Annotated in this window: 21 protein-coding genes; 16 read left to right on the top strand and 5 right to left on the bottom strand. The window is 45.9% G+C overall.

Translation table 11 applies throughout. The annotated features are described in order from the left end of the window. The first annotated feature begins 263 nt into the window (after positions 1 to 263). The 5 genes from MSED_RS03020 to MSED_RS03005 all read left to right on the top strand — a co-directional run bounded on the left by MSED_RS03020 (position 264) and on the right by MSED_RS03005 (position 4,983). Positions 264 to 1,007 carry a mechanosensitive ion channel family protein gene (locus MSED_RS03020; protein WP_225938880.1) on the top strand — a complete coding sequence of 248 codons (744 nt, stop codon included), beginning with the start codon at positions 264 to 266 and terminating at the stop codon, positions 1,005 to 1,007. A gap of 88 nt (positions 1,008 to 1,095) precedes the next feature. Then, entirely contained in the window at positions 1,096 to 3,687 is a 2,592-nt protein-coding gene (locus MSED_RS03015) for a COG1361 S-layer family protein (protein WP_048059986.1), read from the top strand. 35 nt (positions 3,688 to 3,722) lie between these two features. After that, positions 3,723 to 3,866 carry a hypothetical protein gene (locus MSED_RS12265; RefSeq protein ID WP_155464922.1) on the top strand — a complete coding sequence of 48 codons (144 nt, stop codon included), beginning with the start codon at positions 3,723 to 3,725 and terminating at the stop codon, positions 3,864 to 3,866. Continuing rightward, on the top strand, positions 3,851 to 4,573 hold the full coding sequence (locus tag MSED_RS03010) for a helix-turn-helix transcriptional regulator (RefSeq protein ID WP_012020553.1): 723 nt from the start codon (positions 3,851 to 3,853) through the stop codon (positions 4,571 to 4,573). The genes MSED_RS12265 and MSED_RS03010 overlap by 16 nt, the downstream gene beginning before the upstream one ends. Continuing rightward, positions 4,570 to 4,983, top strand: coding sequence for a hypothetical protein (locus tag MSED_RS03005; RefSeq protein WP_012020552.1), 414 nt, complete (start codon positions 4,570 to 4,572; stop codon positions 4,981 to 4,983). Before MSED_RS03010 ends, MSED_RS03005 begins: the two co-directional genes overlap by 4 nt. Here the strand turns inward: MSED_RS03005 and MSED_RS03000 are convergent. Further along, positions 4,980 to 5,408 (bottom strand): PaREP1 family protein, encoded by a 429-nt coding sequence (locus MSED_RS03000; protein ID WP_012020551.1) that lies wholly within the window; start codon positions 5,406 to 5,408, stop codon positions 4,980 to 4,982. The genes MSED_RS03005 and MSED_RS03000 overlap by 4 nt on opposite strands. A 37-nt stretch (positions 5,409 to 5,445) precedes the next feature. Continuing rightward, positions 5,446 to 6,750, bottom strand: coding sequence for an APC family permease (locus tag MSED_RS02995; RefSeq protein WP_012020550.1), 1,305 nt, complete (start codon positions 6,748 to 6,750; stop codon positions 5,446 to 5,448). Positions 6,751 to 6,838: 88 nt separating this feature from the next. Between MSED_RS02995 and MSED_RS02990 the strand changes: the two genes are divergently transcribed. Genes MSED_RS02990 through MSED_RS02980 form a run of 3 tightly spaced genes read left to right on the top strand, consistent with a single transcriptional unit; the run spans position 6,839 to position 8,516 of the window. Beyond that, entirely contained in the window at positions 6,839 to 7,231 is a 393-nt protein-coding gene (locus MSED_RS02990) for a hypothetical protein (protein WP_012020549.1), read from the top strand. A 29-nt stretch (positions 7,232 to 7,260) separates the two neighbouring features. After that, complete coding sequence (locus MSED_RS02985; RefSeq protein WP_012020548.1) at positions 7,261 to 7,740, top strand: AAA-associated domain-containing protein; 480 nt, start codon at positions 7,261 to 7,263, stop codon at positions 7,738 to 7,740. A gap of 32 nt (positions 7,741 to 7,772) precedes the next feature. Further along, positions 7,773 to 8,516 carry a VIT1/CCC1 transporter family protein gene (locus MSED_RS02980; RefSeq protein WP_012020547.1) on the top strand — a complete coding sequence of 248 codons (744 nt, stop codon included), beginning with the start codon at positions 7,773 to 7,775 and terminating at the stop codon, positions 8,514 to 8,516. On the opposite strand, the gene MSED_RS02975 is transcribed toward MSED_RS02980, so the two are convergent. Beyond that, positions 8,494 to 9,423: an MBL fold metallo-hydrolase gene (locus MSED_RS02975; protein WP_012020546.1), complete on the bottom strand. Its 930-nt coding sequence runs from the start codon at positions 9,421 to 9,423 to the stop codon at positions 8,494 to 8,496. The two genes, MSED_RS02980 and MSED_RS02975, sit on opposite strands and share 23 nt — an antisense overlap. Before the next feature lie 61 nt (positions 9,424 to 9,484). Between MSED_RS02975 and MSED_RS02970 the strand changes: the two genes are divergently transcribed. From MSED_RS02970 to MSED_RS02940, 7 genes are all read left to right on the top strand, one after another. After that, positions 9,485 to 10,816 carry a DEAD/DEAH box helicase family protein gene (locus tag MSED_RS02970; RefSeq protein ID WP_012020545.1) on the top strand — a complete coding sequence of 444 codons (1,332 nt, stop codon included), beginning with the start codon at positions 9,485 to 9,487 and terminating at the stop codon, positions 10,814 to 10,816. Then, positions 10,803 to 12,248 (top strand): DUF790 family protein, encoded by a 1,446-nt coding sequence (locus MSED_RS02965; protein ID WP_012020544.1) that lies wholly within the window; start codon positions 10,803 to 10,805, stop codon positions 12,246 to 12,248. The genes MSED_RS02970 and MSED_RS02965 overlap by 14 nt, the downstream gene beginning before the upstream one ends. 5 nt (positions 12,249 to 12,253) lie before the next feature. Continuing rightward, complete coding sequence (locus MSED_RS02960; RefSeq protein ID WP_048060251.1) at positions 12,254 to 12,868, top strand: HAD family hydrolase; 615 nt, start codon at positions 12,254 to 12,256, stop codon at positions 12,866 to 12,868. A 43-nt stretch (positions 12,869 to 12,911) separates the two neighbouring features. Further along, positions 12,912 to 13,787, top strand: a complete 876-nt coding sequence (locus MSED_RS02955; RefSeq protein WP_012020542.1) for a hypothetical protein — start codon at positions 12,912 to 12,914, stop codon at positions 13,785 to 13,787. 241 nt (positions 13,788 to 14,028) lie between these two features. Further along, entirely contained in the window at positions 14,029 to 14,217 is a 189-nt protein-coding gene (gene mcu7, locus MSED_RS02950) for a DNA-binding protein Mcu7 (protein WP_009071314.1), read from the top strand. A gap of 144 nt (positions 14,218 to 14,361) precedes the next feature. After that, positions 14,362 to 14,715: a hypothetical protein gene (locus tag MSED_RS02945; protein WP_012020541.1), complete on the top strand. Its 354-nt coding sequence runs from the start codon at positions 14,362 to 14,364 to the stop codon at positions 14,713 to 14,715. Positions 14,716 to 14,796: 81 nt separating this feature from the next. Further along, positions 14,797 to 15,114 carry a hypothetical protein gene (locus tag MSED_RS02940; RefSeq protein ID WP_225938881.1) on the top strand — a complete coding sequence of 106 codons (318 nt, stop codon included), beginning with the start codon at positions 14,797 to 14,799 and terminating at the stop codon, positions 15,112 to 15,114. A 2-nt stretch (positions 15,115 to 15,116) separates the two neighbouring features. Here MSED_RS02940 and MSED_RS02935 read toward each other — a convergent pair whose 3' ends face one another. Beyond that, positions 15,117 to 16,181, bottom strand: a complete 1,065-nt coding sequence (locus MSED_RS02935; protein WP_012020539.1) for an RsmB/NOP family class I SAM-dependent RNA methyltransferase — start codon at positions 16,179 to 16,181, stop codon at positions 15,117 to 15,119. A 307-nt stretch (positions 16,182 to 16,488) separates the two neighbouring features. On the opposite strand from MSED_RS02935, the gene MSED_RS02930 reads away from it, so the two are divergent. Then, complete coding sequence (locus MSED_RS02930) at positions 16,489 to 18,825, top strand: M1 family metallopeptidase (protein ID WP_012020538.1); 2,337 nt, start codon at positions 16,489 to 16,491, stop codon at positions 18,823 to 18,825. Here the strand turns inward: MSED_RS02930 and MSED_RS02925 are convergent. Further along, entirely contained in the window at positions 18,800 to 19,507 is a 708-nt protein-coding gene (locus tag MSED_RS02925; RefSeq protein ID WP_012020537.1) for a phospholipase D-like domain-containing protein, read from the bottom strand. The genes MSED_RS02930 and MSED_RS02925 overlap by 26 nt on opposite strands.

Below are 19,507 nucleotides of genomic sequence, written 5' to 3'. Positions count from 1 at the left end.
AGATCCTTTCAACTCTTAAATTATCGAGTTATTCCGTAGAAATGTTTCGGTGTCACTATAACCATGTACTGATCGAGGCATGCCTAAAAGGTAGTAAAAAATAAATGAAATGCTAGCTTAGTGTATTACCCATGAGTTCTACTAGACCACTAATAAGAATCCTTGTTCTGCTAATAATAATTGGAGCCTTAGTTTACATTCTTCATGTTATTTTATCAGCATTCATCGCTTCTAATTCCAAATTGGTGCCATATGTTAATGATGTGCAGCTCGGATTGGATGCTGCTCTCGTAGGAATAGGAGGCTACATTGTCATTAGAATCATCAAATACGCTTTGGAGAACTACTTGGCCTCAAGAGCCGATAAGGTGACCATGAGGACCGTATCTCTTGTCGTAGATCTCGTGCTATACACTCTCTTGGTGTTGGCAATCCTCTCAGCCCTAGGGGTGAATCTAACGGGTGCAGCCATAGGCGGTGCGGTGGGCGGTGTGGCCATAGGTTTAGCTGCTCAAACTGTTGTCTCCAACATTCTATCTGGGGTTATGGTCACATCAAGCAGAACCTTGAGACCTGGAGACGCGGTTATACTACAGTCGTGGATTTGGTCTCCACCCATAGTCGGAGAGGCCGAAAGGGTCACCCTTCTCTTTACAGAAGTTAGGACTATCTCGGGAAATTTGGTTAAGGTTCCGAACTCGGCATTCCTTGGAAACACCGTGTTCACCAAGTTAAAGGAGGATGGGTCATTTTCCTATCCCTACGAACTCACGGTTAATGCTGACGTGCCAGGTAACCTTCTGTTGGAGAAAGCACGCAACCTCATCGAGGACGAGTTCAAGAGTATGAAGGCCCAGCCACCGGAGATATCATTCTATAACAAGAACGGTTCAACTAATGTTTTCCTAGTTATGATAAGGCTTGATGAAATGAAGAACCTTACCCGTTACCTTGACGTTGTAAACAAAGCCTTCGAAAGAGCTTACTGGGAACTCAAGGGTAAATAGACCAAAGTATTTCCTGTCTCTTCCTCTAATCGTCTGAAACATTTACCATTACATGACTTTAAATACTAAAGATATATCTTTAGCAACCATGACATCAAGGTCTTTGTACATTACGTTAATAACCGGACTATTGCTTCTTGGAACATTTTTCGCGACTGTTTCAGTTGGTTTTGGAATAGGAATTTCCTCTCCTCAGTTGCACTTTATAATGTACGCCAGACCCCTAGAGGAACCATTGGCTCCTGGAATGACGGATGTCCCAATCAACTTCACTTTGATTAATGCCAACAATTTTGCACTGTATGATGTTAATATCTCAGCATTTAGCGTATATCCCTTCACCCTTATAAATTATTACAATAATACACAAAATACATCAATACTTCAATGGAATCCAGGGCAGGTAATCAACGTAATTTACTACTACAATATTAATACCTCCGCCTCTAACGGAGTCTATAATATAAGCCTGAAGGTCGCAGGACCAATTTCGATATTTCACAAATTCCATGAGACTGTTAATGCCTCTGTTGCTATCCTAGGCTACACCAGGGCATCAGTTCAGGCAGTTTGGGGTTCTCCCTCCTCACCTCAACTGGTCGCACCTGGTGACAACAACGTTCCCATAACACTCATCATAGACAACCAGGGCAACGTGGAGATGTCCAACGCCTCTCTTCTCCTAACCTCAACCTACCCCATCAAGTTCATGCAGAACTACCTCAACATAGGCTACTTACCGCCAGGACAACCCATTGAGGTCACAACCTATGCCTCGGTTTACCCCAACGCGACCACGGGAGTATACCAGGTCCCCGCCCAAATCCAGTATTTCTCACATTCCAGGATAACTACTACGATATCTATTCCAATTACTGGTTACGCTAATTTCTCCGCCACTACAATCTGGGGAAGCACATCTAATCCCCTAGTGGCCGGAGCTGGGAGTGCTAGGCTTCCGCTCACCATAATACTCAACAACCTGGGCGACGTCAATGTGGACAACGTTTCAATTACCTTCCCTCAGAACGAGTTCCCATTACATTTCCTGCAAACTAGCGGTTACCTTGGCATAATACCTGCAGGACTTTACTCAGAAACTACGCTGACTGTCTCGGTGTACTCTAACGCCTCTCCTGGCGTGTACTATGTCAAGGGAACTATAAACTACTTTGACGAGAAGCAAACCATTTACGTACCAGTCGCCATCCTAGGCTACACCAGGGCATCAGTTCAGGCAGTTTGGGGTTCTCCCTCCTCACCTCAACTGGTCGCACCTGGTGACAACAACGTTCCCATAACACTCATCATAGACAACCAGGGCAACGTGGAGATGTCCAACGCCTCTCTTCTCCTAACCTCAACCTACCCCATCAAGTTCATGCAGAACTACCTCAACATAGGCTACTTACCGCCAGGACAACCCATTGAGGTCACAACCTATGCCTCGGTTTACCCCAACGCGACCACGGGAGTATACCAGGTCCCCGCCCAAATCCAGTATTTCTCAGGGAAGGAGGTGATCAGTACCTTCATCACTGTTCCCATAGTTGGTTACGAGACTTTCTCCGTATCCAGCGTCTGGGGATCCACCTCTTCACCCTTGACCGCTGCACCAGGTCAAACTAATCTTCCCTTAACCTTCATTGTGAGAAACCTAGGGGATGTAAATGCGCTCAACGTTTCGCTATACGTCAGTAGTTCGGAGTTCCCCATTCAATTCACCCAGAATTCTCTTATGATAGGGATAGTTCCAGCAGGTCAGATTAACGAGGGTACAATAACCGTGAACGTATATCCCAACGCGACGCCTGGGACGTATTACATACCAGTGATTATGCATTATAGTCAAGTTAATGTAACTGAGTACGTTCCGGTTACCGTTTACCCACCTAAGATAGCTCTCTCACTTTTCACCGTGCCACCTCAGGTATTTCCAGGATTTTATGATGTGAGGGTTGAAGGTGTAATCACCAATTACGGAACTGCCGCGGCACAGAACTCGTATGTCCTACTACAGTCGCCCTTCCCAGTGATTTCTCAAAATAACTTGACTATTGGGGCTATCCCTCCCGGTGTGCCCATAAATGTGTCCTTCCTCATTAACGTACCAGACTCGGTCAGCCCAGGGCAGTACCACCTTAATTTCACAGTATTCTACGATGGTGGGAGTTACACCAAATCTTACTCCTTGACAGTATATCCTAAGGCCAATCTAACAATAGTTAAAGTAATATATCCATCCTTACAGGCAGGTGATACTAAAGTCCCCATTACCTTGATTGTTAAGAATGTGGGTAACGCAACTGCCAAGAATGTTAAGGCGATACTTGGAACTTCTGACGTAATATATCCTCACGTGAGTTCATCCAATCCCTTACAGGGCTTGACCGCGTCTGAGTCGAGTTTAGGTGATATAGGTCCTGGACAAGAGATTAACGTTACTTACGTGGTCGACGTAAGCGGAGGAGCATCTGTTGGTTCATATCCATTGACGCTGACACTAGTTTGGAACCAGACAGGATCCCTTGTCCCATTCGTTCAAAATGATCACTTCTTCGTCACTGTAACGCCTCCGTTGACATCAGTGATCGTCCAGAACCCTGCATTTTACATTGCCATTGTTGTAGTGATTATAATCATTGTAGTTGTTCTAATTTTGCTCAGAAGGAAGAAGTGACAACATTTTTTATCTTATAATTTCTATTTTTATTCATGGCAGCTGAGTACTTGCTAAAGCTTATGGCATTTATAGCTCCAGCGTATCCTAGCCTATCCGTGGTACTTGCATTTCTATTCTACTTTGCCATCATCGCCCTGACTGGGATAGCGGTGTTACTGTCATGTCTCAGAGGGTAATCTTCCTGCTGGTGATGGTCTTGGCATTATTACCAGTTGCAATTTCACAAGTCAGTGCAACATTCTACTATAACGGTACAGTCATACTATATTTTAACAAGCCCGAATGGATTCTCATCCCAAGCAATTGGACCCTCGCCACATCACAGGGAGTAGTGGAAAAGGGGCAATACGTCTACCCTATTAATACCTCGGAGATCGAGTTTCACGTTAAGACCAAGGGAGTTATACAGATCTCTCAACCCAATATATCCTCAGTCTCGGTACTTCTTCCCTTGAACTCCAAGATCACCTATATGTCCCCTACTCCAATATCCCTCAATGAGGAGGGACAATACGTAAATATCACGTTCAGTGGTGGTAATGTTACCGTCCTGTACTACGTCATGGATCAGAATCCATTCCTAAACCCTTACATTTATACCACGGGAGTGAGCAGTGGAGTAACAGCTTACTTGGCCTATTTGCTTTGGAGACGAAGACCATCCCCTCAAATTACCCCTCCCAACGAGCTAGATGATAGGGACATGAAGATACTCGATGCCATAAGGGCAGGTGCTGATAACCTAAATAAGATATCAGAGTTGTCACTCCTCCCGAGAACCACGGTGTATAGGAGGGTGAAGAAACTAGTAACACTAGGACTCGTGGAGGAGATCAGGGAGAGGGGAAAGGTTAAGTACGTGATAAAAGGTGGTGCAAAATGAGAACCCTCATTGTGATTGTTCTCTTGGCCATTTCCCTAGGTTTTACAGTGTTCTCCTCGGTGAAATTGATTTCCACGACGACCCCGACTTCAACACCTCAAGGCCACCCCTTCAATCTCAATTTCACCGAAACGTTTGTTGTGGACCATTCTGGAAGATATCTACTGAAATTGAGCACTAACAGTACAATAAAGTCCCTTTATGTTATTGCGATACTAGACCTGTCAAAGGGAGATCATAGGACCGTCGTACTAACTTTATCGTCACCGTCAGATTTGGTGGAGCTTCATAAGGGAATATACGAAGTTCAATTTTACGTTACGGGAATAGCTAACGGCAATGTGACAAAAACGCAACTGGAACAAAGTATTAACTTGTCCATTGTATACCAAGGAGAGCATGACGATTAATAAAGAACAGCTATCTTGCAGTTATTTACGAACTCCTTCACATATTTTAGATATTCTTGAACATCATCCTGCTGAAGGAACTCGAATATATACCCGTCATAGTGTAGCCTTTTTCCAATCTCCCATGCATTTCCTATCCATTCGCCAAGGATGTCCTCTAAGTACATCGGAAGTTCCCTTAGTTCCTTTCTTATCCCGAAGTAGTCTGCCAAGGCCTTAATGCCCTCAACTATTGCCTTGAACAACATTTCGCTAGCTAAAACATGAGAGGCCTTTAGTGTTTCTCTGGCCTGCTCGACGTAAAATTCAGCGGTATCTAGTCGTATCTTCACGATTTCCTGGACGTCCAGTTTTCCCTCAAGCGCATCATTGGCTTCGTTTCGAGCCTCCTTCCCAATTTCAATTATCGCTTCGGGTAGTTTCACATAAATATAGTTGAATGGCAGGATCTTATAAGAGGGATCATGAAATATTACTCTTTCCCTCCCCTCTTCGGGATATTAGGCCCTGAATCACTCCTACCATGACGAGAACTATACACGCTAAGATCCCCACAACCAGTTCCTCTCCAACCTCAAGGTAAATGGAGTAAAGGCCTACCATCATGAGAAGGGCTGAGAGAATCCCCGGAAAGGACTTGAGAAGGCTTAAGGCTAGCTTATTCCTGATCTTGGGAAGGCCTAGGGAAAGCGAGGCATGTGTGATGAAGAGTGCGGTTAACGAGCCCAGGAAAAAGTATTGATACCACTGTACTAGATTCCCCAGCCCAGCTATTACCCCGTTGATTCCCAGGAAGAGGGAACCCACAATAAGGGTAGACTTTGGTAAGTCAGTTCTAAGCAGGGAAAAGGTCAGTCTAGATAAGGCCACGTAGGCTGCAATTAGAGAACCAATTAAACTATTCACAGTAAGTAGTAGCATAGCTGAGGCAAAGGATTCTCCCATGTACTGATTCGCGACAGTAAGACCGGGAAAGCCAGTATTGGCTAGGTTTTCAACTCCCTGAGTTGAACCTCCAGCTGTTACGAGGTAAATCGAGGAGAACACTATGGCTCCGGAGGCAAGGAGAAATGCCAACAGGTAAGACTTGCTTACAGTCTTTCCCTTTCCTCTGGCCTCCTTCCCTAGGAAGAAGGCAGCACCACCACCAGCTATCGAGAAAGAGGTGGCCATGGCCCCGCTTAACACCTGAGACAGTCCCGCGGAGGGCGTTAACGGGACTAGGGAAAGCCCCCTATGTGCAATCACCGTTATGCCCAGAACCACGATTACGGCAATCTCCACCAGTGAAGTTACTAGACTATAGTAAAGCGGTGGCCTGATCCCGGTAATCATGAGCAGTACTATAGCTGATGGAAGCACAACCTCCATTAACCGGTCTATGGAAATCGGTGCTCCTAGAAGAGGGAGAAGCACTCCGGTAGCGTAAGTTGAGGTAGATATCAGGTAAAACATGTAACTCCCCCAGTACATCCATCCCAGAATAGTTGCAACCCTTTCAGGGTACATATGTCTAGAAAAGGTGTAGGTCCCTCCCTCAGATGGGAAAAACCTCGAGAGCTGATATCCCACATAGACCCAAAGGGAGTACATCAACACGCCCAGTATTGAGGCAATACCACTAGAGGTTCCAGCCAGGAGAAGAGTAGCTGTTAGGTAAGCCGCCGTCGAGCTTAGAGGAGCAATGGATGCCAAGGACTGACTGAAAACTAGGTAGGCAGGTAGCGAGGATTCCCTTATTTTGAGCCTTTTGGATAGGCTAGCCATATGATCTAGATCAGGCTCTCCAATATAAATCGTACTGATAACTATCTCAAGAAAACATTATTTTCTTGGTGGTACAAGTAAAGTTGAGTTGAAGATTTACTCCCTTCTCCTCCTAGGTTCTGCCGTTTGCCTAGCTATCGGAGGATATCTCCTGCTAGGAACTGTACCCTCCCTGCTATCCGTGTCCACCTACGTGGTCGTATTAGTTCTCTTGATCCTCTCGTATCTTATTGAGAGGGGGATTACATGGGCCCTAAATCTAGGGGTAATCTTGGGTATCATGGCCATACTCTCCTCATCCTTGTCCCAGGCCCATCTACAGGCCCTTTCACAACTAGGTTCTTCTCCTAGTATAACACTCCTAGATATACTCATGGTGATGGGCTTCTATGTTTTCCCCATTGCCTATATTTCGCTCTGGGTTAAGGATAGAGTATTTAGGAGATCTCGAGGGATGCTTGAACAAGCTAAGAAAGATTGAAATATTCAGCTTTACATAAGGTTGTAGTTATGAACGTAATTAGCTCCGATGCTAGAATAGCGGATCTCCTTGGATTACTTTCGATTCTCCAGAATATATTTGGTGGAAAGGCAGACCTATATCAAATAGAGAAGGAGATGGAGGTAGACGTAGACGACCTAATGCCCATTGTTTATGCAGCGAACTCCATGGGCTTTGCCACCGTGGGTGAGGGTGACATCATCATAACGGACAAGGGTGCAGAGTTTCTTAAGTCCAACATCAGAAGAAGGAAGGAGATTCTCAAGGAGAGCTTGGTTAAGACCGAGCCCTTCATGACCGCAGTTGAACTCGGAGAGTTCACGCTAGACACCCTCATGGAGGCCCTGGAAAAGAAGGGAGTTCAGGCGTACAATAAGCCTGAAGGAAAGTATGAACTTCAATTGATTCTGCTTGAATGGGGTGTGTACTCGGGATTGATCTCCAGGGTAGATGAAGATACATATAAGGTGAACTACGATAAATCGTAATTCAAGCAACTCTTTTAAATGAATTAGAATAAATGAGGGTTATGGAACCTAAGGAGGTACAGCATAGGACAGAAGAGGCTGACGTATTCAGAACCAAGGTCTTCGGCGTTCAAGATGGATTAATAGGGGTAGGAAGCATTGCCCTTGGCGCAGCTGGTTTCTCCCACGATTCGCTTCTTGTCCTGGTTACTGGCCTCATAGCTACAATAGCGCAGGCCTTTTCTATGGGCGTGGGTGAGTTCATCTCCACCAGGGTGAGAATGCAGGTGTTCAACAACGAGATAAAGAAGGAAGATTACGAGATCCAAAATTTTCCAGAGAAGGAAAAAGGCGAACTGATCACCTTCTACGAGGAAAAGGGATTCTCTAGGGAAGAGGCCGAGAAAATAGCTGATATACTCATGAGGAACAAGGATGTGGTACTTAACGAAATGATGATTCATGAATTGAAGATCTTTCCAGAGGAATTTGAGAGACCGGCTAAGCTTGGGTTAATCATGGCTATCTACCTTGTGATAGGCGGTGTAATACCCCTAGTTCCCTTTGGAATAGACTTGATGTTCAAGATAGGTTTCGATGTGGCTGTGGTTTTGTCGGTGGCTCTCATTCTGATAACGCTCAGCGTGTTTGGTTCCGCATCGACTAAGTACACTGGTTTACCCAAGTGGAGAGGGGCGATGGAACAGATAGCCACAGGGCTCCTAGCCTTGATAGGAAGTTACTTGGCGGGATACGCGCTTTCCCTGGTATTTACTATCCCTCCTGGTCTATTCTGAGAAGCGAGGCAAGGTTTCTGGGTATTTTAGCAGGTGAGTTATCCTGGGCGAAGAGCTCCCTTCTTTTGGCCTCCAACTGAAGGGTCTCCCTCCCCAGTATTTCAGCGGCCGTGGTCACCTTTACTCCAGAGGATTTCGCTACGTCATACAACCCTGAGAGTACCTCCCTATATTTTAGGTCCCTGAGAACGTGATGATCCACTACCATGGTTTCCAGCCCTGATTTCGCTAACCTCTCCATGTTCTTCACCGAGACCTGTAACTGATCCTCGGTAAGGGCTCTGCCAACCAGGTAACTGAGGGGTCCATCTATAACAAGGAAGTTGGGCTTGGTGTCAAGGGTGAACTTTACATGCTCCTCACTAGGGACTCCCTCGACGTCAGAAGTGAAGAGGACAGAGGAGTCACCATCCTTAATGAAAACTTGGATAACGTAACCCAGCCTCACGTCAGCTCCATGCGGAACTGGATGCGAGACCAGGATTCTAGTATTACCGAACCTGTATTCCTTGCCGTCTGCGTAAGATATCTCCTTGGGCAGGCCCTTTATCGCCCTCAGGAACTTAGGTGCCCTGACCTTGCCCTGACTTGGGTTAATGTAGGACTCAGGGTTCTTGACCAGGACCACCTTATCCCTGTATATCTCCTTTGGAACGACGTAGCCTGGATCGTGATGATCGTAATGGTAGTGCGTTACTATCAATACGTCTGCCTCCCTGGCCTTCTCCGTAATTTTCTTGGCAAGTTCCACAAGGGTATCAACCTCGATCCTATGGGGAGGTAGCCCATATCTCCTAGGAGCTAGAGACACTGCGGGGTCTATGAGAATTCTCACGTCCTTAGTCTCCACAAGTGTTGCCTGTGACCTAACCCCTAGACTCTCAAATGCTATTGGCTCTATTTTCATAGTGTAGTGATAACATCAAATAATTTTTAACTTTAGGTCAAGTATTAAATCAGAATCAAGGTTGGTACATCTGAAATATTTTAGGGGTCTGCTCATCTCCGATCACTACGCGCCATCACTGAGTTGGAACGAGGAGTTTAAGGCTTACATTGCCCCAGCCTACAGGTATTATCAGGTGCTTGAGTACTTCCGACAGGGAGGGATAGAGGTAAAGGATGAGGTAATGGACCCCATCCCCTTTCCTCTCGTGAAGGACTCCCTGAAACTTAGGGATTATCAGGAAAGGGCCATGAAGGCTTGGATGGCCAAGAAGAGGGGAGTCTTGGTATTACCCACGGGTGCAGGTAAAACGGCCTTGGGCATAAAGGCTATTGCCAATCTTAGGGTGGCAACGCTCGTAGTGGTTCCCACGATAGAGTTACTTCATCAGTGGGGTGATAGGATTAGGGAGTCCCTGGGCGTTGAACCGGGAATTGTGGGAGGAGGAGAGGAGAACATTCAGGGAATTACCGTGATTACCTACGATTCTGCCTACACAAAGGTGGAGAAGCTGGGTAACAGGTTTCCTCTCGTAATATTTGATGAGGTGCATCATCTCCCCTCAACAGGTTACATTAACATAGGGGAGTTGATGGCCTCGCCTTACAGGATGGGACTAACTGCTACTCCGGAGAGGGAAGATGGTAGGCATGTCCTCCTGAGGGAGGTAGTGGGTCCCATCCTAATCAGGCTCTCTCCATCACAGCTAGCAGGGAAGTACCTGGCAGAGTTCAAGGTCGAGAAGATTTATGTGGAGCTAACCCCGGAGGAGAGGGAAATTTACGAGAAGCTAAGGAACAGGTTTACCTCCTTTCTAAGAAAGAGAAAAATAAGGATGGCCGGCCCTAGGGACTTTCAGAGATTCATCTTCATGGCTGGAAGGGATAAGGAAGCTAGGGAGGCTCTACTGGCCTGGAACGAGTCATTGAGGCTTGCTGTGAACTCGGAAAGTAAACTGATCAAGTTAAGGGAGATCCTGAAGGAACGCGCCAATGAGAAGATCATCATCTTCACAAGGGATGTGGACATGGCCTACAGGGTCTCTAGGGAGTTCTTGGTTCCCGCGGTTACCTACCTCACGTCGAAGGACGAAAGGCAGGACATCCTTTCCAAGTTCAAGAACGGTGATTACAAGGTGATAGTTGCATCCAATGTCTTTGATGAAGGTGTAGACGTTCCCGACGCAAGTGTGGGTATAGTTTTAGGCGGTTACGGAACATCTAGGCAGATGATGCAAAGGTTAGGGAGGATCTTGAGGAAAAAAGAGGGAAAGGTTGCCACTCTCATAGAGATTGTGACCAAGGGTACCACTGATCATAACTTGAGCAGGAGGAGATCCAGTGCTACCAAGTGAACTTGCCAGGTTCAGGATTTACGGAGACGTTATCTATCCCTCATTCGCTGGGGAAAGGGAAGTTGAACTAGTCAAGGAGATGATTCCCTTCTATAAGGTTGGGATCACGTACGGTGAGGTTGAGGAGAACGTAAAACTCATGGAAAGGATGTACGGTAAGACGACTCAGGGAGCTAAGCTGGTGAGAGGTCTTCATAGGGTCATCTCGAGGTACCTTACCCTATCTGGTGAATCTCCCGTGGATCCCAGGAAGATAAGGGAGGAGCTCTTTGCTAAGGGACCTGCCCTGACTCCAGAGGAAAGGGAAAGGAGACTAAGGGAGGTAAGCGAAAGGCTAGGGGTAGACGCTGAGAGGTTCATGTTTGGGGATATGGATGAGAGCAAGGTAATCTCCAGGGTTGAGATACCGCCTCCGGAGGACATAGTTAAGGAGTATAACCTTTCCCTACTGCAGACAATACTTTTCAGGTCGTACAAGGTAACCTTGACCACTGAGGGGAACTGGAAGGAACTTCTGAGAACTGTAAAGAGACTTGGGTTGATGTATACTGCGTACTCTAACCCCGTGAGGATAGAGGTGATGGGTCCCTATACCCTTCTGAAGCCCTCAGAGAAATACGGAAGGAATCTGGCTATCCTGGTTCCTTACGTGATTGGGACTGGAGGATGGAGCATTGAGGCTGAAATCATTCTAGGAAAGAGGAAGAGAAGGGTTTACCAGATGAAGGTAAGCAACAACGAATGGATTGGAGGAAGGCCAGAACAGGGAAAGCTCTTTGATAGTTCAGTGGAGGAGGACTTCTACTGGAACTTCAGGGGAACAATCAAGGATTGGAAACTGGAAAGGGAACCTGGACCGCTCGTGGTCAACGGCAGGATATTCCTCCCCGATTTCCTAGCTATCAAGGACGAGATAAGGGTCTACCTTGAGGTTGTGGGCTTTTGGACAGAGGAATACCTGAGGGAGAAGGTTAAGAAGCTTCAGGGAACTCAAGCTCTCGTTATACCCATTGTGAGTGAGGAACTTGGATCCGGGAAGATAGGCGATTTACCAGTTATTACTTTTAAGAGAAAGATTGATCCAACCAAAGTTTACCGTGTTTTAAGGGAAATTGAGCAGTCGCTCCCAACTAAGAAGGTTGAATATGAGCTAGATGGGAGTGACGTAATATCCATAAAGGAGCTGGCGATGAAGTATGGTATCTCTGAGAATCTCCTCCGAAAAAATCTGAGGGAATTTCCAGGTTACGTTCTTCTCAAAAACTACTACGTAAGCCAGAAGCTTATGGAACAACTCTCCAGGGAGAATTTTTCAGGTAGAAAACTTCAGGAAGTCGTGAAGGAGAGAGGAGATTTCATAACCGAGGTCTTGGATAAGCTAGGATATAAGATAAAGTGGATAAACATTGCAGACGCGGTGATCACAAAGTGAAGGCAATGATACTTGACCTTGACGGAACTCTCGCCACAACAGCCCTTCTTCACAAGGAAGCTTGGGAACTGGCCATGAAAAGGTTGGGAATTAACGCAAACGTAAATCTTGATCTGCTCATGGGAAAGAGGACTCTGGACATAGCGAAAACTCTAGCTGGTGAAAGGTACCAGGAGCTTTTCGAGGTTAAAAATGACATATTTGATGAGCTGGTAGCAAGGAAGGCGATGCCTTTGCCCTGTGCTAGGGAGATGGTTGAAAGGGCAAGATCAAAGGGATATTCCATAGCTGTGGTTACCTCGTCACTGAGAAGGTCAGCCTCTAAGAGTTTAGGGGCTATAGGCGTGACCCCAGATTTACTAATAGCTGGGGACGACGTGGAAAAGGGCAAGCCCGATCCCTTCCCAGTTGTTTTGGCACTCCAAAGGCTTAGAGCATTGCCTGAGGTTAGCGTGGGAGTAGGTGATACACTTCACGATTTTCACGCGTTTAAGGGAGCAGGTCTTGGTAGGATCTTCATTCTGAAGGGAGAGTTGGGCTTGGATCTGTCTTGGATAGCGAGTCAGGGAGCCGCTCTTGTGGATAGTCCCTGCAACGTGATTAAAGCCCTTGATTTGTGAGGGTAATGAAAGAGTTTTTTATGCTAAGCCAGAGCAATAGCTAATGAATAGAAACATCGTCATAGGTATAATAGCGGTAGTTGTAATAGCACTTGCTGGACTTCTAGCCTTCCAGGAACTTCACCGTGCCCCATCAAATCTTGCCTCTGCCTCGAGCGAGCCAACCCTGCCAACTCAGAGCCAGATAAGTCAGGGCATTGCTGGAAATTGGAAGATAATTTCCATGGGTGAGATCAACTCATCGCAGTTACTTTCCGGGATGTACCCCAATGCCCTTTCACTTTACCAGGAATATGTAGAGCTTGCAGGTTCCAATTCAACGGTAATATCCATTTCCATCGTTGCCTATTCAGGTCAGCCTAACAGCACAACTAGTCTTCCACATGCTGTAGTAGGGCATTACTTGGTTGAGGTAAATGCTACAGGCAACGTTTCTCCAACTATCCAAGAGAGCTTTCTAGCCTTAGCTAAAGCTGATCTCACAGGTGGAAATGGAACTAAGCTATCAGTTCCAAGCTTCATGTATCCTAGCACTTCATCTTTACCCCTAGTTGAGTTCGCAGTCAGCAACCTAACTTCTCAACAGGGGAACTTCACCCAATATTCAGCGTATTATCTGGGTACTACATCGACAAGTGGGGAATCCTTGGGGGTTGACATATTACATGGTCCAAACTCCACGGCGCTATATAACTACCTTTATTCCACAACTCTAATACCCTCAAATGGCTCAATCAAGGGATCGTCGCTTGCGGTGAACGGATCCCTAAATGGGATCAAGTACTTCAATCTTTCCGTGAACGGGACCTTTGGGCAAACTTTCTACTATGTTGGACTTAAGGGAGAGTACGTAATACTTGTTCAGGCTCAGCCAAGTCAAAACTTCCAGGCGTTTGAGTACATTGTGGACAGGCTTTAAAGCGATCTTTTCTTAACACTTCTTTTCTTTAATCGTCTCTCATTTATTAGTATTACCAATGGAAAGTAGCTACATTTTGACTATAAATAAAAACCTTTTTTTATTCATTACGAGTTGTTATCCAATCTCTCTCGATAAAATTTGGTCCCTTTAAAAGGGATTTTTAATTAAGGTATTATCATGAGTACTACTTACCTTAGTATCGTAAGGTTTATAAACGTTGATAGCGTATTAACATTCAATGGCAACCAAAATAAAGTTCAAGTATAAGGGTCAAGATCTAGAGGTAGACATAAGCAAAGTAAAGAAGGTCTGGAAAGTAGGCAAGATGGTGTCCTTCACCTACGACGACAACGGCAAGACCGGAAGGGGAGCCGTTAGCGAGAAGGACGCCCCTAAGGAACTACTGAACATGATAGGCAAGAAGTAAAGACCCTTTTGATGAAATATTTCTTTTTCTTTTCTGCTTTGGTTTGTTACATTGCGCTTCTTTGTATCTTTATTATCTCAAGCATTAGATCATTGGATTTATACACTATTTTATAAGCCATGAGTTGAACCTATTTTGATCCAAATGAGAATAGCTCTCACATATGATAAGGAGAGAAATCTAAAACCGTTGGAGGAATCGGAAATAATTGCTATTATTGATGAAGAAAAGAGGGAAGTGGAGCAATACGAGAATCCTGCCTACGCCATGAGCAAGGAAGCCACAATGGCTGCAATTCTGGAGTTGGAACCTGAGGCGATAATAGTCAAGAATCAGTTCCTTTGCCCAGGCTCTTACATGATGAGCTACGGAAGAATAAAGTATATTCCAACAACTTATAACACCCTGGATGAAATTCTCGAGCATCTAGAAGAGGTAAAGAAAGGAATTAGGGAAGACCTAGACGAAGAAATGTATGCAGAGGCCTATCCCGAATAACCTTTTTAAAACATGCTTAAGGATATAACAAGGGTTTAGATGGCTCATCCATTAATTGGAATTTTGATTTTTATTTTATCCTTGATAATTGCTTGGGTTATAGCGTCTGTACCTGTGTGGCTATCAGCTAAGCTATTCTCTTCAAAGGCTAGCCTAGGAAAGGCCATGGTCGCTACCTTTGTTGGAATATTGGCATTCTTGATCTTAGATAGACTGATCAGCCCATTCAGTCATCTTATTGCCTTGATTGTGGGTTTCATAGCTGTACTGTGGGTATTCAAGACCATTTTCGACGTAGGTTGGTTAAGCTCGCTGGGCATAGCGATAGTTGCCTTCGTGATCACGATGATTATCCTGGTTATACTGGCAGCGATAGGATTGGGCCTGTCGTTACTATGAAACTAGGATGGGCTAGGCTCTATCTTAGAGATGAAGAAACCTTCAGAATAGTCCAAGTGAGGATAGGTCCTCATGACCCTCATCCATACCTTTGACTTTCTATAACCCATGTGTAGGGGATCGTCAGTTATCTTAACTAGGTATCTCGAGAATTCCTCCACCTGTTTTTCCCCCTCCTCTGGGAATAATGAGCATGTGGAGTACACCACAGGAACGCCAAGCGAGACGGCTCTTTTCAATATCATTTTCTGAATCCTGACCAGTTTAAGGAGTTCCGCCTTGGTTAGACGTAGAGGTATGGATGGATCGACGTTCATAGTTCCGGAGTTGCTACAAGGAGCATCTACGAGGACCTTATCTGCGTGAGTAACCTTCAGCTCCGTTGCATCAGCGATCACAAGCTCAACGTTACTTACACCCCACTTAGCAAGAAGCCTTCTCTGAGCCTCTACCCTCCTCGCGGATATGTCCACCGAGATAACGTAGGATTTGTTGTGTGTGAGCTGTTGTATAAGAGAGGTCTTTGTACCAGGCGCCCCGCCTATCTCCAGGATAGTTTCCTCAGGTTTGGGATCTAGAACATTAACCACCATGACGCTAGCCTTGTCCTGAGGTATCAGGAGTCCCTGCCTGAACTCGGGAATGGAGGAGATCTGGGGGAAGATCCATTCCACAAGGTAATTGAAGTCTCGGTCGGGTACGAAGGAGTACCCCTTCCCCTTCAGCTCATCTAGAATTTCCTGTAAACCTTTCTTTAGGGTGTTTATTCTGACCCACGTTTTCCTCCTCAAGAGATTTCGCAGGCCCTCGTCCCCGAGTAAAGGCCTTACCCTATCGAGAATCCATTTTGGAAGGGAGAAGGGATCAGGGCCTAGGGTAAGGGCTATCTCCACTGCCTCTAGCGAGCTCGGATCCACTAAAGGGTAGATGCGCTTCACGTGCGGTAAGGCCCAAACCACATTCCGATAGGTTTCGAAGCATCCAGGGACGCTTTCGCCAACTTCCTTAATGCCCCTCTTGAAACTGGATTCGAGGGAAGACGAATTTAGATATTTCAGGGCCCTCACTATGACCTCAAGGCATTTCCTGTTAGCTCCAACGGGAGACTTCGGGGACTCTCGGAATGTCGTTTCTCATCACTGTCCAACAGTGGGGACTTGTGGACTAACTATAAAAATTGATTATGGGAGTTGAGATAGATCAGAGTCTCATGTAATCTCCTAAGGTAGTTAGCTAGGTATTTGGAACCATTAATCTCAAAATCTTCTGGTTATGCACTTTCAGTTTTTCATAGAGTTCAGGTTTAAGGAGAGACATAAACATGAATTGTCAAGTTCCATAAGTTTTTTAGTTGAACGTTATTCACATTGTTCCATGAAGATAAACTCGTACGATATTCATGTGATCTTCAATTTCAAGGAATCTACCTACAAGGGAACCGAGATCATTAACCTGGATACTGAGGACGGGGTAGAGTTAGATGCGGTAGGACTAGAGATCCACTCGGTGGAGATTGACGGAAGATCAGCTGACTTCAAACTGGAAGACAACAAGGTGAAGGTAAAAACGGGTAAGTTCTCTGGGGACCTGAGGGTAACCTTTTCAGGCAAGGTAAGGGATACCCTCGTCGGGATATACAGGGCCCCCTACAACGGAAGTTACATGTTCTCAACCCAATTTGAATCAAGTCATGCAAGGGAATTCATACCGTGCGTGGACCATCCAGCATACAAGGCCAAGTTCAGGCTATCAGTAACGGTAGATAGGGGACTACAGGTAATCTCTAACATGCCCGTTAAGGAGACCAGGGAGGAAGGGGATCAGGTTACCTACGTTTTTCACGAAACTCCTCCCATGTCTACTTACCTTCTATACGTGGGAGTGGGTAAATTCGAGGAATTTAGATTGCAAAACGTTCCCGAGATAATCGTTGCCACAGTTCCAGGAAAGATTAGCAAGGCGAAGTTACCGGCTGAGTTTGCGAGGGATTTCATCAGGAAATATGAAGAGTATTATGGCATAAAGTACCAACTACCTAAGGTTCATCTCATTGCGGTTCCAGAGTTCGCCTTTGGCGCAATGGAGAACTGGGGCGCGATCACCTTTAGGGAAACTGCCCTTCTCGCAGACGAAAAATCTGGCTTCTCCAACATTAGACGCGTAGCCGAGGTAGTAGCACATGAGCTGGCCCATCAATGGTTTGGGAATTTAGTTACCATGAAATGGTGGAACGATCTATGGCTCAATGAGAGCTTTGCCACGTTCATGAGCTACAAGATAATAGACATGTTACATCCAGAATGGTACATGTGGGGGGAGTTCCTACTGGACGAGACTGCTGGTGCACTCCTGAAGGATTCCATTCCCACTACCCATCCCATTGAGACCAAGGTGAATTCTCCGGAGGAGGTTGAACAAATCTTTGACGATATAAGCTATGGGAAGGGTGCGTCAATCCTGAGAATGATAGAGTCCTACATTGGCAAGGATGAATTCAGAAGGGGGATTTCCAAGTACTTGCAGAAGTTCAGTTACGGAAACGCCGAGGGAAAAGACCTATGGAACAGCTTGGAGGAGGCTTCTGGTAAGCCAGTCTCCAAGATAATGCCCCACTGGGTATTGGAGGATGGATACCCCATGGTTAAGGTTCAGATAGTCGGCAACCAGCTTGAACTTACACAGGAGAGGTTTGGACTTCACCCTGTTCCAGAAAAGACCTATCCCATACCCATAACTCTCATGGTCAACGGAGAGAAGAAAGACCTAGTTATGGAAGGGAAGAGCGTCAGAATCGAGGTGGGCCACGTAAACGAGCTCAAGGTTAACTTGGATAAGGCCGGATTCTACAGGGTCATGTACTTTGATCTGGGACCTGTCCTGGCATCCGAGCTAACACCTGAGGAGCAATGGGGCTTAGCCAACGATTATTTCGCTTTCCTCCTTGCAGGTAAGGTGTCCCGGGATGAGTACTTCAAGGTAGTGAGGAGTTTAATGAGCGCTAAGCATCACCTCCCCGTTCTAGAGCTTGCTGACCAGCTCTCCTTTTTGTATGCCGTAAATAGCCAGAAGTACGGGGAGATAGCGAGGGAGTTCCATTCCAAGCAGGTAAAGGAGTGGAGTACTAGGCAGGATCCAGTGGGTAGAAGGACTTACTCCACGCTGGCCATGAACCTCTCAAAGATGGATCCCAAGTTTGCTACATCCCTTTCAGCCCAATTCAGCCAGTATGACCAACTTGACGGGGACCTGAAGAGCGCGGTTGCAATAGCCTATGCCGTGTCCGCAGGATCGCAAGCGCTTGATCAACTCTTGACCATGTATAGACAGTCAAAGTTTGATGAGGATAAGACCAGGCTCCTCAATGCGTTGCTTTCCATGAATTCCCCACACTCGGTAGTTAACGTCCTTAGTATGGTCTTCACCGGGGAGATGAAAAAACAGGACATCATCAGGTCTCTCCAGTACTCATTATTCTATCCCAACGTTAGAGATGCCGTATGGGAATGGATAAAGATACACTCCAAGAAGGTTGCGGAGATCTACCAGGGGACCGGAATATTCGGCAGAGTTATGGCAGATGTAATACCTCTCCTCGGGATAGGCAGGGTAGAGGAAGTGGAGAGATTCTTCGAGGCCAATCCAATAAAGGGTGCGGAAAAAGGGATAAGACAGGGAATAGAGATTCTCAAGGCCGTTTCAAGGATTGTATAGACGTGATCGAATCAACTATTTTCATTGCTTCTTCGACTTCCAGTTCAGTAAACACGTGATAACCTCTTTCTTTCTCCGTCTCCAGTGGAGTAGAAGTTATGATGGCACTAGTGTCTGATATTATTACACTAAAACTCAGTTCAAAATCAATCTCGATAACGTGGAGGTGTTTCGAGAGGCTCTCCCTAACTCCCTTATATTCCTCAGCTATCCTCTCCCTGTTCTCAGCCTTCACAGCAATTTCTTCCCTGTAACTCCTTCTTCTCTTGTAGGAATAATACATGATGTAGTAAATAACTCCTAATCCCACAAGTAATGCTGGTATCATTTCTAAACCTCTTAGCCCCCTCACAAGGAGGACAATCCAGACTGCTCCCACAACAACTAGAGCTATCCAGGGTACCCTATTGAAAAACTCGATCTTATTTGACAGCTCCTGAACCTCCTGGGAGATCTTTTCCTCTTCATCCTTCATATAACCCTTAGCCCTGTTCTCCAGCCATCTCGCCCAGTTAAGGTCTGATGTGATTAGCTTAACATCTACTCCGCTTCCAGCCTTCCGCAGAAGATCTTGGGCAATAGAGTCCCTTATCCTATCTGTTAGGACAATCAGCCTCTCCGTCGCGGAATTTATTAGTTGACTAACTCTATCAAATACTTCCTGAGTCTCAATCAACTCCAC

The sequence above is a fragment of the Metallosphaera sedula DSM 5348 genome, from assembly GCF_000016605.1.
Classification (GTDB): domain Archaea; phylum Thermoproteota; class Thermoprotei_A; order Sulfolobales; family Sulfolobaceae; genus Metallosphaera; species Metallosphaera sedula.
This window is presented reverse-complemented; position numbering and strand designations above follow the sequence as displayed.

What these genes read in the sequence shown, in the direction of transcription:
- MSED_RS03015 (WP_048059986.1), top strand. Translation starts at nt 1,096, where the DNA reads ATGACATCAAGGTCTTTGTACATTACGTTAATAACCGGACTATTGCTT.
- MSED_RS12265 (WP_155464922.1), top strand. Translation starts at nt 3,723, where the DNA reads ATGGCAGCTGAGTACTTGCTAAAGCTTATGGCATTTATAGCTCCAGCG.
- MSED_RS03010 (WP_012020553.1), top strand. Translation starts at nt 3,851, where the DNA reads ATGTCTCAGAGGGTAATCTTCCTGCTGGTGATGGTCTTGGCATTATTA.
- MSED_RS03005 (WP_012020552.1), top strand. Translation starts at nt 4,570, where the DNA reads ATGAGAACCCTCATTGTGATTGTTCTCTTGGCCATTTCCCTAGGTTTT.
- MSED_RS02995 (WP_012020550.1), bottom strand. Translation starts at nt 6,750, where the DNA reads ATGGCTAGCCTATCCAAAAGGCTCAAAATAAGGGAATCCTCGCTACCT.
- MSED_RS02985 (WP_012020548.1), top strand. Translation starts at nt 7,261, where the DNA reads ATGAACGTAATTAGCTCCGATGCTAGAATAGCGGATCTCCTTGGATTA.
- MSED_RS02980 (WP_012020547.1), top strand. Translation starts at nt 7,773, where the DNA reads ATGAGGGTTATGGAACCTAAGGAGGTACAGCATAGGACAGAAGAGGCT.
- MSED_RS02975 (WP_012020546.1), bottom strand. Translation starts at nt 9,423, where the DNA reads ATGAAAATAGAGCCAATAGCATTTGAGAGTCTAGGGGTTAGGTCACAG.
- MSED_RS02960 (WP_048060251.1), top strand. Translation starts at nt 12,254, where the DNA reads ATGATACTTGACCTTGACGGAACTCTCGCCACAACAGCCCTTCTTCAC.
- MSED_RS02955 (WP_012020542.1), top strand. Translation starts at nt 12,912, where the DNA reads ATGAATAGAAACATCGTCATAGGTATAATAGCGGTAGTTGTAATAGCA.
- mcu7 (WP_009071314.1), top strand. Translation starts at nt 14,029, where the DNA reads ATGGCAACCAAAATAAAGTTCAAGTATAAGGGTCAAGATCTAGAGGTA.
- MSED_RS02945 (WP_012020541.1), top strand. Translation starts at nt 14,362, where the DNA reads ATGAGAATAGCTCTCACATATGATAAGGAGAGAAATCTAAAACCGTTG.
- MSED_RS02930 (WP_012020538.1), top strand. Translation starts at nt 16,489, where the DNA reads ATGAAGATAAACTCGTACGATATTCATGTGATCTTCAATTTCAAGGAA.